Source organism: Comamonas odontotermitis (assembly GCF_014207855.1).
Lineage (GTDB): Bacteria > Pseudomonadota > Gammaproteobacteria > Burkholderiales > Burkholderiaceae_C > Comamonas > Comamonas odontotermitis_A.
The window spans coordinates 1-13,980 of the sequence record NZ_JACHKZ010000024.1 but is presented as its reverse complement, the minus strand read 5'-3'; the positions used below and the strand labels follow the sequence as shown (position 1 = coordinate 13,980).

The following is a 13,980-nucleotide window of genomic DNA, read 5'->3' as shown; positions in this document are numbered from 1 at the left end:
CGTCATCGAGTCTGGATCTGGATCAGGCTGAAGACGCCGTGTACGCCGCTTACGCCCTCCGTGATGGCGATGGCGCGATCCCGCAGGTCAGACGAAGGAAGGGTGCCTTGCAGCGTCACCATGGCATTGCCGGTTTCCACCTGCAGCATGCGCAGATCGTCGTTCTGGGTGGCGGCCAGGGCATCACTCACTGCGGCAGATATCGCATCGTCCTCGGCCAGCGCACGTTGGCGGGAGGCCGTCTGCTCAACCGTCGCATTCACGCGGGCCCCAGAGTTGCGCAGCCGCTGGTGCAGGCTGTGCACCCATTGCGCCACCTGCTGGCCAGTGCCCATGGCATCCGCCTCGACAAGCCACCATGGCGCAGAAATGCCCAAGACGATGGCCACACACAAGCCAACCCCAGCTACCCACAGGCGGATACGCCCGGATTGCAGGGCCGGGCCTGTTCGCGGGCAGCCAGGCGGGTGACAAGGCCTGCGATCAGACGGGTGATCAGGTCGGCTCAAGGGATGCAAAGACATGCGGAGTGCGCGAATCGGAGGTCGGAGTCGGTTGGAGTTTTCAGATTGTTGGCGATCTTCATGCATTTGCCCAGGCCTGTGCGCAAAAACGCAAACTGAAACCTGCGCGATACATTTGTCCGGGATTTCTTCATGCGGGGTGGGCGAGCTTCACTAAAAAAGACGCTATCGCATGCCGCGCACCTAAGAACGTGTTTACGATCTCCTCGCGCCGCGACAGTGGCTTTGCGGGGCGCCCCTGACCGGGCGTTCCTAGCCGGGCGCCCCTAGCCGGGCGCCCCAAACCCACTGTCCCTCCGGGTTGGAGTGAAATCGGGCGATTTCTGCGCGCTGGCCCTTGCTTGCACCCCGGTGCAACCTGCGGCCCATCGCTTCGAACTCATCCCGATTGCACTCCAACGCGGCTGCGTAGAGATCGTAAACACGTTCTTAGGCAAATCCGTGGAACGCTGTCGCATAAGTCCATGCCCGCATGCGGGCCTGCTCATCATAAGGCGACAATGCGCCATGCTTGCGCCGCTGTTCTACCGACTTTTCCCGTTCCTCTCCTGGCCCCGCCCTACCCTGCAACTGCTGCGGGGCGAAGCCATGGCCGGCATCACCGTGGGCCTGATGCTGCTGCCCCAGGGCGTGGCCTATGCGCACCTGGCGGGCATGCCGCTGATCACGGGGATCTATGCCTCGATCATTCCGGCGGCGGTGGCCATCCTCTTCAGCCCGTCGCCGCGCCTGGGCGTGGGGCCCACGGCGCTGTCGGCCCTGCTAATTGGCGCTTCGCTCACCGGCATGGCCGAGCCGGGCTCCGCCCAATGGGTGGTACTGGCGGCATGGATGGCGATTCTGTCGGGCCTGGTGCAACTGTCGCTCGGGCTGGTGCGCGCCGGGTGGCTGCTCAATCTGGTGACCTCGCCGGTATTGGCCGGTTTTACCCAGGCGGCGGCCATTTTGATTCTCGCTTCGCAGCTGCCCAGCCTGCTGGGCATGAAAAGTGATTGGGCCACCGTGTGGGACAACCCGTCACTGGGGCTGTTCGACTGGCGCTCGATCCTGTTTGGCGTGCTGAGCATTGCAGGCCTGGTGCTGGCTAAAAAATGGCGGCCCGCGTTTCCGTCAGCCATTTTCGTCATCGGCATCACCGGCGTCATCAGTTGGGCGGGCGGTTTTGCGGACAAAGGCGGCGCCGTGGTGGGACATCTGCCATCCGGGCTGCCGCAATTCGTCTGGCCGGGCCTGCTGGGCTGGGACGAGTTTGGCCTTCTGGTGATGCCGGTACTGGTGATATCGCTGGTGAGCGCGCTGGAGACCGCCTCCAGCGCCCAGGTGGAGCACCAGCAGGCCGGAACCCGTTGGGACAGCAGCCAGGAGCTGATTGCGCAAGGCATGTCCAAGATGAGCGCCGGCCTGTTTGGCAGCTTTGCCACCAGCGCCTCCTTCTCGCGCTCGGCGGTCAACCTGCTGGCAGGCGCCAAAACGGGCTACTCCAACCTGTTCTCCATCCTGCTGGTGGTGATCGTGGTGCTGTGGTTCATTCCCGCGCTCTACCATGTGCCGCAGGCGGCGCTGGCCGCGATCGTGATGACGGCCGTCGCCAATCTGGTCAAGCCACGGGCAATTCTGCGGCTCTTTGCGATCTCGCGCATCGAAGGCGGCATTGCCGTAGCCACCTTTGCCATCACCATCCTCACGGCGCCGCGCATCTACTGGGGGGTGCTGGCAGGCATTCTGCTGAGTTCCTGCTACTTTCTGTACAACCGGCTGCATCCGCGCATTGTGGAAGTCGGTCTGCACCCCGACGGCAGCCTGCGCGATCGCCACTTGTGGCATCTGCCAACGCTGGCGCCCGACGTACTGGCCCTGCGCATGGATTCGGAGCTGGATTTCGCATCTGCCGCTGCGCTGGAAACCCGCGCCGCCAATGACTGGGCCCGTCATCCCCAATACAAGCAGCTGGCCCTGCTGGCCCAGCCCATGAACCAGATCGACATCACCGGTGTGGAAGCCTTTGTACGGCTGGAGCGCATGGCCGCCAAGCGCGGCGGCCTGCTGCACATCGTGGGCATGAAGCTGCCCGTGGAGCAGCGCTTGAAGCGCGCCGGTCTGCTGCAGGACAACCCCCACCTGCGCCTGTACCGCACCGACGCCGAGTTTCTGCAGGCCCTGGCGCAACATTCGGCCAATGCCACGATTGAGTATTCGATTTAAGTAGAATAGGCCTGTTGCGCCCAACTGGTGGGCGCCATCTGCTATTAATTTGGTAGACCTCCGCCGTGTCCGACATTCTGAACATCTCCTGCTACAAGTTCGTTCCGCTGCCCGATGCACAGCAGCTGCGCGAACTGTTGGCCGAACGCGCTGCGCAATGGGCGCTCAAAGGCACGGTATTGCTGGCGGAAGAAGGCATCAACTTCTTTCTGGCTGGCCCGGCCGATGCCGTGCGTGGCTGGGTGGATGCCCTGCGCACCGATGCCCGCTTTGCCGATGTGGCCCCCAAGGAGAGCTGGTCGAGCACCGTACCGTTTCGCAAGATGCGGGTAGTGGTCAGGCCCGAAATCATCCGCATGGACTATCCGGCAATTCGCCCGGCCAATGGCCGCGCGCCCGCAGTCAAGCCCGCAGACCTGCAGCGCTGGCTGGCGCAGGGGCACGATGATGCGGGCCGCCCGGTAGTGACGCTCGACACACGCAACGACTACGAAGTGGATGAAGGCGCGTTTGCAGGTGCGATTGACTGGCGCATCCGCAAGTTCACCGAGTTTCCGGCACAGTTGCGCGCGCACAAGGCCGATCTGGCAGGCAAGACCGTGGTGAGCTATTGCACCGGCGGCATACGTTGCGAGAAAGCTGCGATCCTGATGCAGGAAGAAGGCATCGAAAACGTCTACCAGCTCGAAGGCGGCATCCTGAAATACTTCGAAGAAACCGATGGCTCTGGTTACCAGGGCAGCTGCTTTGTGTTCGACGAACGCCGTGTCGTGAATGATTCACTACAAAAAACAGAGCTTAAAACGCAATTCTGACAGGCACCGCAAGCCACTTCATGCACCATACATCACAAAAAGCCCTTTGCATGGTGCAAAGGGCTTTTTTGTGAAGCCGCCTCAAGCCGCAGGCGGCCAAGCGGTTGCGTCCATCAAGCGGCTCTGCGTTTGGCGTCCATGCTCCAGCCGCCCGCCCCAAAGGCTGCAAAGGCCAGCAAGCCGCCCACGATGGCGATGTTCTTGTTGAACAGCAGCTGCGTCACCATGCGTGCCTCGGCCGGTACTGACCAGTAGGCATGAAAGAAAAAACTGGCCACCAGGGTGAAAAACGCCAGCAGCAGCGCGGCATAGCGCGTACCCCAACCCAGCAAAATGGCCAGGCCGCCAAGAATCTCGACACACAGGCCGATGCCCACGGCAATCTCGGGCATGGGCATGCCGGCAGAGGCCGCATAACCAACGGCACCGGCAAAGCCGGTGAGCTTGCCAAAGCCTGGAATCACAAAGAACCAGGCCACCAGGATACGGCCCAGCAAGGCCAGCGGGTTTTGTAATGCATTCATATGACACTCCTCTAGCCTTGCCCACCCGCAGGCTGCGGGCGGGGTCTGGCCTCATTCCAAGGTTGTAGATGGATCAAGCTTCCAGGTCAAACACCAGCACTTCGGCATTGCTCGCCTGGTCCAGCTTGACGGCCGTTTCCTGGTCCATAAAGGCCGCGTCGCCAGTGTGCAGCGGCGTGCCGTTGACGGCAACCTCGCCCTTGACCACATACACATAGGACTTGCGCCCCGGAGCAATGGCCACCTCGGCGGTTTCCGCGCCATCGAGCAGGCCAGCGTACATACGGGCATCGGCGGTCATGGACAGCGAGCCGTCTGCGCCGTCGGGTGACACCACCAGGCGCAGCTTGCCGCGTTTTTCAGCGTCGGTGAACGTCTTTTGCTCATAGCTCGGAGCAATACCCCTCCTGCTCGGCTCGATCCAGATCTGCAGAAAGTGCGTTTCCGCGCCCTCGGCATGGTTGAACTCGCTGTGCTGCACGCCGGTGCCCGCGCTCATGCGCTGCACATCGCCTGGGGGCAGCCCTTCGATGTGGCCCATGCTGTCCTTGTGCGCCAGATTGCCTTCGAGCACATAGCTGATGATCTCCATGTCGCGGTGACCATGGGTGCCAAAGCCGGTACCGGGGGCAACGCGGTCTTCATTGATCACGCGCAGATTGCCCCAGCCCATGAAGCGGGGATCGTAGTAGCCCGCAAACGAAAAGCTGTGGTTGGAGCGGAGCCATCCATGGTCGGCATGGCCACGATCAGCAGATTTACGAACCATCAACATTTTTGATCTCCTTCTTGTGAAACAAGGCCGGAATGCCGTGTTCATCACCATGTCCGTTACTGTAAAACTCTCCCATCCTCCTGTGGAACTGCCGGTTTGATGGCATCATTCAAAAAAACTGATGGCGCTTTCGCCATCAACCCTCGAACACGCCCAAGGACCCCGACATGGCTGTACTGCGCGACCGCGATGTACTCACCCCCGACACCCTGGCCCTGCTTCAGTTGGTGGCAGACACCGGCAGCTTTGCTGCCGCTGCGCGCAAACTGGGCCTGGTGCCCAGCGCCCTCACCTACCGCATCCGCCAGGTGGAGGACGCACTCGATGTGCTGCTGTTTGACCGCAGCGCACGCCAGGCACGCCCCACCGAAGCGGGCGAAGAGCTGCTGCGCGAAGGCGCGCGCCTGCTGCAGGAAGTGGATGCCGTGGCCAACCGCGTGCGCCGCGTGGCCACCGGCTGGGAGCCGGAGCTGCGCATTGCGGTGGATGGCGTCATCTCACGCACCACCTTGCTGGAGCTGGTCGAGGCCTTCTACGCCATTGCCCCGCCCACGCGCCTCAAGATCATCGACAGCATCCTGGCGGGCACGCTCGAATCGCTGACCAGTGGACGGGCCGATCTGGCCATTGGCGTTGCAGTCGATGCGTCGAACGTTTCAGGCCTGCAACAGCTCGATCTGGGCGAGATCACCTTCCGCTACGTGGTGGCGCCACACCATCCGCTGGCCGACGAGATCCAGCCGATCAGCGACGACGTGCTGCGCCGCCACCGCATCATTGCGGTAGCAGATTCATCGCGCAGCGGCCAGGGCCAGACCATCGGCGTGATGGGCGGCCAGGACGTGCTCACCGTCGACACCATGCAAGCCAAGCTCCAGGCACAGCTGCGCGGCATAGGCGCGGGTTTTCTGCCCGACAACATGACCCTGCCCTACCTGCGCAGCGGCCAATTGGTGGAGCGTGAGCTGATGCGCCCATTGCGCAAGATCAAGCTGCGCTACGCATGGTGCAGCAATGCGCCAGGCAAGGCCCTGCAGTGGTGGCTGGACAAGCTGCAGTCGCCCGCCACGCGCGAATCACTCCTCACCAACCACTACGTGGGATAAATCCCGACCAGAACTGTCTTCCACAGCGTGTAGAGTGGATTGCCGGAAGCTAAGCTTTCGACTGCCATTGGAGTTTTTTGGAAACACTGATTCTTCCTTGTCCCGCTTGCCGAACCAGAACAGAAAGTCTCGCATGCCTTCTCGCATCCCTCCCAAACCCAAACGATCCAAACAAACCCCAAAATCCGGCGCACAGCCCACCAGCGCACCCCGTCACTTTGCCGTCGTCGGCGCCGGCATGGCCGGTATTGCCTGCGCGCGCACACTACAGCAAGCTGGCCACCAGGTGACCGTGATCGAAGCGCAGACCCAAGTGGGTGGCCGTATGGCCAGCCGCGATGGCAGCCATGGCAGTTTTGACCTGGGCGCGCAGTTCTTCACCGTGCGTGATCCCCGCTTTCAACGGGCGCTGGACACCGTGCCCGGCACCACCCGTCCCTGGAGCGTGAACGCCATCCGAACGCTGGATGCATCCGGTAAAGCCGTAGTAAGCCGCGCTGCGATGGAGCCACACCTGCTGGGCGTACCCACCATGGATAGCCTGCTGCAGGCCTGGGCCGCACCGCTGACCGTGCGCCTGGGCGAGGAAGCCGTGGCTTTCGAGCGCGATGCGCTCAACCCTGCGCAGTGGCAGATCCGTACCGAAGACGCCGAAGGCGGCGTGCATGTCTACGCCGGGCTCGATGGCGTGGTGCTGGCCGTACCCGCCCCCGAAGCCGAGGTGCTGCTGGAGGCGAGCGACCTCACCCCGCCTGCAGATTGGAGTCTGGGCGATGTATACATTGCCCCCAGCTGGACCCTGCTGCTGAGCTTTGCCCACGCCGTGGATCCCACCGTGACCAGCATGGGCCCGCAGTGGAATGCCGCCCGCACCGAACACCCGCGCATCACCTGGCTGGCGCGCGAATCATCCAAGCCCGGGCGCGGCAAGATGGAGCGCTGGACCGTGCAGGCCAGCCCCGACTGGGCCCGCAAACATGAAAACGACGAGCCCCAGCGCGTGGCCGCCAAGATGCTGCAGGCCTTCGCCGAACTCACCCGCATCCGTGCCACGCCTACGGAGATGCGCGTGGTGCAATGGGGTTACGCCAAAACCATCAACCCGCTGCCCAAGGACGCAAAAGGCAAGCCGCGCAGCCACCTGTGGGATGCATCGCAATGCGTGGGCCTGGCGGGCGACTGGTGTCTGGGCTACCGTGTTGAAGACGCCTTCGTCTCCGGGCTGGAGCTGGCCCTGGCCGTGCTCGGCGAAAAGGCCTGATACCTCGCCCGATACCTTGCATACCTTGCCTGTTATCTCCGCCTGCTAGCGCCTCTCATAGCGAAATCAGGCCGGTACCAGTGGCACCTGTGGCCGCTGGTACCTTTTTTTCGCCTGAACAGTCCATGCGCCAAGGCGGTCAGGACCCGCTGGAGCCCAACGCCAAATTGCCCACCGTGCGGCTTGCCAGCAACGGATACGCCGTCTCCTGCCCCAGCTCCATCTGGTCTATCAACCAGGCCTGCTGCCATGGCGGCAGTGGGGCGCAGCTTTGGGCCAGTGGCTCCAATGGAATCGCCTGCTGGTACCGAAACAGCGTGATGTGCTGAATCTGCGGCCGGTGTCTGCCGGGAAAGCCGTCTCTGGCATGGTGCTCGATCTCGTCACGCAGGCGATCCATCGCAGCGGATGGCGAAAACCGCAGATAAATGGCCTTCTCGCCCACCTGAACCTGCCCCTGGTGCAGTACGAACGGATCGTGCTTTGAGGCCAGCGCCTGCAAGGCCGCGAATGTTTCAGTTTCCAGCTCTTGCCATTGCCGGGGCCCGATGGCGACATGGGTCGTTCTCGCCCAGACGAGCTGAAAAATACTCAGGTGCAGCGTTGGCGCGGGTACGCGGTGAAAGGCGCCTGCAGGCGCCAGCGCTTCAATCCGGTCCTGCAGCGCAACCAGCGCCTGCATCACATCCGGCGCGGGCCTGACCACGATATTGATCGCAAAAGTGGGATTGCCTATCTGGTGGTCGGGTACGGTCAAGCGGGTCATGAAAGGGGCACTGCAGCCAACGCGGTTGAAAACGCGCCATTCTAGCCAGCCTCCTTGTGACTTGCGCCCTGCGCCACGGGTTGCAGCTGCTCCCTGCACAGCAGGCAAAAAAATGCCACCTCGGTTGGCAGAGGTGGCACAAGGCCGGTAGAGCATGGAGTGCTTGGACTACCGACGAGGAGGTAATGAAATGGGTGTGTTTCCCCTGTTCGCGCAGTGTCAGAAGGCTGCAGGGCGCCACTTGAGCAAACGCTTTTCCAGACGGGTGAGCAGAAAGTCTGCCCCCAGTGCAACGACGGCCAGCACGATCATGGCGGCAAACACACCACTGGCATTGAAGGCGCCCTGCGCGGTGGAAATCAGCAGGCCAATGCCTTCCTTGGCGCCGAGAAACTCGCCCACCACAGCGCCCACCAGCGCAAAGCCAAAGCTCACATGCAGGCTGGCCAGAATCCACGACATGGCAGACGGAATGACGACCGACATCGTCACCTGGCGCGGCGATGCGCCCAGAATCTGGGCATTGGCGATCATGTACTTGTCTGCCTCGCGCACCCCCTGGAATGCGTTGGCAAACACCACAAAGAACACCATCACCACGGCCAGCGCCACCTTGGACGCCATGCCCAGGCCCAGCGCAATCACGAACACCGAACCCAGCACCACGCGGGGAATGGAGTTGGCGATCTGGATATAGATGGAGAACACATCAGAGAGCAGCTTGTTGCGACCCAGCACAATGCCGCAGATCACACCGGCAATAGAGCCAATCAAAAAGCCGATCACCGTCTCTTCCAGCGTCACCAGCACCTGCTGCCACAGCGGGCCTTGCGATGTACCGTCGCGCATCCACTCCACGATCTGGTTCCAGATCATGGAAGGCATCGAGTAGAAGAAGGGATCGATCCACTTCATGCGGGCAGATACCTCCCAGCCGCCCAGCACGGCGACGAGCACCAGCAGGCGCAGGCCGATGATGACGGCCTTGCGGCGCTTGATGGCCGCCTGTGCAGCGATGGACTCCTGTGCCAGCGCAGCGTCGCTCACGGCAGCGGGGGTCTGGTCGGGCGCCGCCTGCACGGGAGGAATGCCCGGGTTTATGGTGAGTTCAGACATGGTGTATTCCTTCCCTCGTATTACTGGATATGGACTTCTTCGCGCAGGTCGTCCCAGATGCGCTTGGACAGGTCGATGAACTGCGGGTCATAACGCACTTCGCTCATGATGCGGGGGCGCGGCAGATCGATCTCGTACACACGCTTCAAGGTAGCGGGGCGGGCCGTCAGCACAAACACGCGGTCGGCCAGGGCAATCGCCTCTTCCAGATCGTGCGTCACAAACACCACCGAGCCGCCGGAAGCCGACCACAGCCGCAGCAGCTCATCTTGCATCAGGGTGCGGGTCTGCATGTCCAGCGCCGAAAACGGCTCGTCCATCAGCAAAATCTCGGGCTGGTTGATGAAAGTCTGGGCCAGCGCCACACGCTTGCGCATGCCGCCCGAGAGCTGGTGCGGGTAATGGTTGCCAAAATTGGCCAGACCCACGCGGTGAATCCACTCATCGGCCAGCTTGAGCGCCTGCTCGCGCGGCGTACCGCGGAAGATGGGGCCGGCAGCCACGTTATCGCGCACCGATTTCCAGGGAAACACGGCATCGGCCTGAAAAACGAAACCAATGCGCGGATCGATCTGCTCCACCTTCTTGCCCATCACCCGCACCTCACCTACCGTGGGTTGCAGCAAACTGGTGATCAGGTTGAGCGTGGTGGATTTGCCGCTGCCCGTGGGGCCGACGATGGCGATGAACTCCCCCTTGGCCACGCGCATCGAAAAATTGCGCAGCGCCAGGGTGGCCGTGCCGTCTGGCGCAATGAAGCGCAGCGACACCTTGTCAAATTCAATCGCTGCATCCGCTGGGTGGGCGGGCGCTGCAGCGCCTTGGGGCTGCAGAATGTTGGACGGCCGCTGGCTGGCAACCGCCTCGGTGGCGTAGGACATGGGAGTCTCCTGAATGTAATCGGGTAGGCGCGCTGCGCTTTGGCTTTGAGTACGCTATTGGCGCTTGTTGCTATTGCTTATTTCGCGCTCAGGTAGGCGTTGGAATAGGTCTTGGCCAGATCGATGTGCGCGCTCTTCACATTCGGCTTGTAGGCCGACAGCACCTTGAGCACCGTTTCCGGGCCGCCCTCGGGCATCTTGCCGTCCTTGGTATACATGGGCAGCGAGGCCTTGAGCGCCGCCACATACAGCTCCTTGTCGTTGCCGTAGTAATCCTTGGGCATCTTCTCGGCAATCTCCTCGGCGCTGTGGCTGCTGATGTACTGCATCGTCTTGCCAAAGGCGCGGGCCAGCTTGGCGGCCTGCTCCTTGTGGCTTGCGGCCCACTCGTTGCGCACATACAGGCTGGCGGCGGGGTAGAGCCCACCCAGCGCGGCCTTGGTGCCCTCTTCGCTGCGCATATCCACCAGCACCTGCGCGTCGCCGGTCTTGAGCATCTGCGACACGGTGGGCTCGGTCGTCATGCCAGCCTGGATGCGATCCTGCTTCATGCCTGCGATGAAGGAATTGCCAGCGCCCACGGGCAGCAGCGAATAATCCTTGCTCGCCACGCCCTGCTTGTCGACCAGATAGCGGGTCAGAAACTCGGTGGACGAGCCCAGGCCCGTGACACCCAGCGTCTTGCCCTTGGCATCGGCCATGGACTTGAAGCCCGCTGCCGCCGCCTTCGCAGAGACCAGCTCCACCTCGCCGGGCACCTTGCAGAACACTGCAATCGCCTCGATCTCCTTGCCCTTGGCCTGCAGATCAATGGTGTGATCGTAAAACCCCACCACGCCCTGTACGGCTCCTGCGATCAGCTGGTTCTCAGCATCCACACCTGCGGGCTGCGACTGCAGCTCCACCTTCAGGCCCTCGTCCTTGAAGTAACCCAGCGATTCGGCCAGCTTGGCCGGCAGATAGATGATCTTGTTGATACCGCCCACCATGATGGTGACAGTATCGCTGTCTGCAGCCTGGGCAGCAGGGCTTGCCATGCAGCAGACAGCGGCAGCCGCAATGGCTGCCAGCGTGGCGCGGCGTGAAGCGTGGATGGTGGTCATGGTGCATCTCCTTGGGTTGTTGTCCGTGGTGCACCTTTGTCGGCTTGAGCGCCCGCCTGGGCCACCGCATAATGCACCGGATAGGAACAAAGTCTAAAAACGGCACCCTTTCAGTGCGCTTTCGCTGCACCGCAGCATTTTTAGTGGTTATCCCTGATCTCTTTTAATCTGGCGCCTTGGGTGCCGCCCCATCTGATGAAGATTCTTCTGGTCGAAGACAACTTGGAACTCGCCCAATCCCTGGCAGACCTGCTGCGCCAGCACGCCTTCGTAGTGGACCATGTGGATCGCGGCGACGCAGCCGACCAATTGCTCACCCAATCGCACTACGACCTGCTGCTGCTCGACCTGAACCTGCCGCAACTCACCGGCAAGGCCTTGCTGCGCCGGCTGCGCGAGCGCGGCGACAGCCTGCCGGTGATCGTGCTGACGGCCAGCGATTCGCTCGACCAGAAGGTACTGTGCCTCGAAATTGGCGCGGACGACTACCTTGTCAAGCCGGTCGAAATACGCGAGCTTCTGGCGCGCATGCAGGCCATTGCCCGGCGACAGATGCCTGCGCGTGACAACCATGTGCGCTGCGGCAACCTGCAGCTTGATCTGCGCACGCGCCTGTTCAGCGTGGCGGGCGAAGAACTCGCCCTGCCGCCGCGCGAGCGCAGCGTGCTCGAAGCACTGATGCTGCAAAACGGCAGTGCGCTCTCCAAACAACGGCTCATGGATGTGATCTACGGCATGGACGAAGACGCCAGCGCTGACGCCGTCGATCTGTATGTACACCGCCTGCGCAAAAAGCTGCAGGCCAGCGACACCACCATCATGACCCTGCGCGGCGTGGGCTACCTGCTCAAGCAAAAGCTGCCGGGCGGCGAATAGATGCTGCACAGCCTGCGCGCGCGCCTGGCCCTGTGGCTGCTTCTGCCGCTGGCGGTGCTGGTGGCCCTGTGCGGCTGGTTTGCGCATGAACACGCCGAAGATGCTGCCGACTACGTGCAAGACCACGACCTGCTCTCCTCGGCCAAAATCCTCGCCGACCGCCTGATCTGGGAAGACGGCGACGTGCATGCCAGCGTACCGCCCTCAGCGCTCAGCCTGTTCATGTCGCCCGCGCGCGACCATGTCTACCTGAGCGTGACCGATGCGCAAGGACAGCTGCTGGCAGGACAGCAGGACTTCCCCCGGCCGCAGCAGCTGCTGCTGAGCGGCAGCGACAACGCCCAGTGGTACGACGCGGTATGGCAAGGCCAGCCCATCCGCGCTGTCATCACGCGCCGCGCCATGTACGACGTAGCCGGCGCGCGTGAAATCACCATTGTGGTCGGCAAAACCACCCACAGCCGCAACGACATGGTGCAGACACTGTGGTGGCCCACCATGGAATACCTGCTGTGGGCCTTGGCCGTGGCAGTACTGGTGAGCGCCACTGCGCTGACCCTGGAGCTGCGCCCGCTGCTGCGCATGGCGCGCCAGCTGGCCGCGCGGCCCGCACGGGAAGTGGATTTTCACCTTGATTCACGTCAATTACACCAGGAGCTGCGGCCGCTTACCGACACCGTCAACCAGTTTGCGCGCACCATCCGCGCCCAGGTAGCACGGCAGCGGCAGTTCATCTCCGATGCGGCGCACCAGTTGCGAACGCCATTGGCCATTCAGGCCCATACGCTGGAGCAGGCCCTGGGCCAAACGCCTGCAGCGCTGGCTGAACTCTCCATCGCCCAGCGCCTGGCCATCTTGCAGCGGCTGCAGCGCAGCAACCAGCAATTGGTAAACGTGACCAACCAGCTCCTCACCCTGGCGCAAGCCGAAGCAGGCAGCTCCACCCAGGCGCCCCAGTGGGTAGACCTGCGCGCCCTCTGTCTGCAGTGCCTGGAAACCATGGCCCCCGCGGCCGACCAGAAGCAGATCGACCTGGGATGGGAAGAGAAAGAAGAAGCCGAGGAAAGCGAAGCTGCACGCAATGCCACGCCTGCTAAGGGCACCGCGGCTGCGACGGACGCCCACCCGTTTTCCTTGCTCACCAGCAGCCGCCTGCTGCCTGAACTGATTGCCAACCTGGTGGACAACGCCATCCGCTACACACCGCCCCAAGGCCAGGTCACCCTGGGATTGCATGCACAGCCAGACAGCCTGCTGCTGTTTGTTGAAGACAATGGCCCCGGCATTCCCACCCAAAGCCGTGACCAGGTACTGGAACGCTTTTACCGCCTGACCAACGACACACCAGGTACCGGCCTGGGCCTGGCCATCGTGCAGGAGGTGGCGCAGGCCAGCGGCGGCACCTTGCAACTGGCCGACGCCTGGCACCCCTCCCACCCCCCTTTTGGCCCAGGCCTGCGCATCAGCGTGCGCTTTGCGCGTACGGCTGCTTGTATGCAATGAGTTCATCGGCCAGATCAGGCTCTGCTTCGACTGCTCGCCGCAGTTGAACCAGCGGCGTGAAGCTCCCCGGCTCATACACCGTATGGATCACCTCGGGCTGTGGTGTGTCTGCGCTGCTCTTGGCATTGCCGCTGTTGAACCGCTCGGTGTGCACCAGCCGGTCACCGCCCCAGCCAAAGTAGTCTGCCCCGCTTTCTTCACTCGCTCCCGTATTGCCCCTGTTGCCTGGGTCGTTGTATTTGACCAGGCGCCTGCCAAACGCATCGTATCGGTAGCGTTGCGTGAAGTGTTTGCCTTCTTCCTGCACACGCACTTGCACCAGCTGGTTGCTCGCGTCGTAGGCAAGCTGCATGCGTCTGCCTGTGGCTTCGTCCAGGCTCTCGACCCGGTTACCCCGGCTGTCGTAGCGGTAGCGATGACCTGTGGATGCACTGGGCTTTGTTGCATAAATCGGTTTGAGACTGAGTCTCCCCAAACCCCAGACGTAGTTATGCCACGGCCACCGTTTGGGGCGTGCCCAGCTCGGTG

Annotated in this window: 14 protein-coding genes; 6 read left to right on the top strand and 8 right to left on the bottom strand. The window is 62.6% G+C overall.

Features of this window, described 5'->3' with window-relative positions; all coding sequences use genetic code 11:
• Window positions 1-2: 2 nt before the first annotated feature.
• On the bottom strand, window positions 3-389 hold the full coding sequence (locus tag HNP33_RS16050; RefSeq protein WP_184710325.1) for a BON domain-containing protein: 387 nt from the start codon (window positions 387-389) through the stop codon (window positions 3-5).
• A gap of 642 nt (window positions 390-1,031) precedes the next feature.
• Here HNP33_RS16050 and HNP33_RS16045 point away from each other — a divergent pair.
• Both HNP33_RS16045 and HNP33_RS16040 read left to right on the top strand, forming a co-directional pair.
• Window positions 1,032-2,726: a SulP family inorganic anion transporter gene (locus tag HNP33_RS16045; protein ID WP_184710327.1), complete on the top strand. Its 1,695-nt coding sequence runs from the start codon at window positions 1,032-1,034 to the stop codon at window positions 2,724-2,726.
• A 65-nt stretch (window positions 2,727-2,791) separates the two neighbouring features.
• Window positions 2,792-3,541, top strand: a complete 750-nt coding sequence (locus tag HNP33_RS16040) for a sulfurtransferase (RefSeq protein WP_184710329.1) — start codon at window positions 2,792-2,794, stop codon at window positions 3,539-3,541.
• Window positions 3,542-3,654: 113 nt separating this feature from the next.
• Here HNP33_RS16040 and HNP33_RS16035 read toward each other — a convergent pair whose 3' ends face one another.
• Together HNP33_RS16035 and HNP33_RS16030 are read right to left on the bottom strand one after the other, a co-directional pair.
• Window positions 3,655-4,065, bottom strand: a complete 411-nt coding sequence (locus HNP33_RS16035; RefSeq protein WP_184710331.1) for a DoxX family protein — start codon at window positions 4,063-4,065, stop codon at window positions 3,655-3,657.
• A gap of 73 nt (window positions 4,066-4,138) precedes the next feature.
• Window positions 4,139-4,840 carry a pirin family protein gene (locus HNP33_RS16030; RefSeq protein ID WP_184710333.1) on the bottom strand — a complete coding sequence of 234 codons (702 nt, stop codon included), beginning with the start codon at window positions 4,838-4,840 and terminating at the stop codon, window positions 4,139-4,141.
• A gap of 167 nt (window positions 4,841-5,007) precedes the next feature.
• Between HNP33_RS16030 and HNP33_RS16025 the strand changes: the two genes are divergently transcribed.
• Both HNP33_RS16025 and HNP33_RS16020 read left to right on the top strand, forming a co-directional pair.
• A complete protein-coding gene (locus tag HNP33_RS16025; protein WP_184710335.1) occupies window positions 5,008-5,946 on the top strand; it encodes a LysR family transcriptional regulator in 939 nt (312 codons plus the stop codon).
• Between the two features lie 133 nt (window positions 5,947-6,079).
• Entirely contained in the window at window positions 6,080-7,207 is a 1,128-nt protein-coding gene (locus tag HNP33_RS16020; RefSeq protein ID WP_184710337.1) for an NAD(P)/FAD-dependent oxidoreductase, read from the top strand.
• A 139-nt stretch (window positions 7,208-7,346) separates the two neighbouring features.
• Here HNP33_RS16020 and HNP33_RS16015 read toward each other — a convergent pair whose 3' ends face one another.
• The 4 genes from HNP33_RS16015 to HNP33_RS16000 all read right to left on the bottom strand — a co-directional run bounded on the left by HNP33_RS16015 (window position 7,347) and on the right by HNP33_RS16000 (window position 11,073).
• Window positions 7,347-7,973, bottom strand: a complete 627-nt coding sequence (locus HNP33_RS16015) for a 2'-5' RNA ligase family protein (protein WP_184710339.1) — start codon at window positions 7,971-7,973, stop codon at window positions 7,347-7,349.
• 219 nt (window positions 7,974-8,192) lie between these two features.
• Complete coding sequence (locus HNP33_RS16010; RefSeq protein WP_184710342.1) at window positions 8,193-9,089, bottom strand: ABC transporter permease; 897 nt, start codon at window positions 9,087-9,089, stop codon at window positions 8,193-8,195.
• 20 nt (window positions 9,090-9,109) lie between these two features.
• On the bottom strand, window positions 9,110-9,970 hold the full coding sequence (locus HNP33_RS16005) for an ABC transporter ATP-binding protein (RefSeq protein ID WP_184710344.1): 861 nt from the start codon (window positions 9,968-9,970) through the stop codon (window positions 9,110-9,112).
• Window positions 9,971-10,047: 77 nt separating this feature from the next.
• The gene (locus HNP33_RS16000) at window positions 10,048-11,073 is read right to left on the bottom strand and encodes an ABC transporter substrate-binding protein (protein ID WP_184710346.1); all 1,026 of its coding nucleotides are present in this window, start codon (window positions 11,071-11,073) and stop codon (window positions 10,048-10,050) included.
• 195 nt (window positions 11,074-11,268) lie between these two features.
• Here HNP33_RS16000 and HNP33_RS15995 point away from each other — a divergent pair, with 195 nt between their 5' ends.
• Both HNP33_RS15995 and HNP33_RS15990 read left to right on the top strand, forming a co-directional pair.
• Window positions 11,269-11,949: a response regulator transcription factor gene (locus HNP33_RS15995; protein ID WP_184710348.1), complete on the top strand. Its 681-nt coding sequence runs from the start codon at window positions 11,269-11,271 to the stop codon at window positions 11,947-11,949.
• Window positions 11,950-13,452 (top strand): sensor histidine kinase, encoded by a 1,503-nt coding sequence (locus HNP33_RS15990; protein ID WP_184710350.1) that lies wholly within the window; start codon window positions 11,950-11,952, stop codon window positions 13,450-13,452. It abuts the gene before it with no gap.
• On the opposite strand, the gene HNP33_RS15985 is transcribed toward HNP33_RS15990, so the two are convergent.
• Window positions 13,412-13,980, bottom strand: a 569-nt coding sequence (locus HNP33_RS15985; RefSeq protein ID WP_221452097.1) for a hypothetical protein, incomplete at its 5' end; no start/stop codon positions are given. The two genes, HNP33_RS15990 and HNP33_RS15985, sit on opposite strands and share 41 nt — an antisense overlap.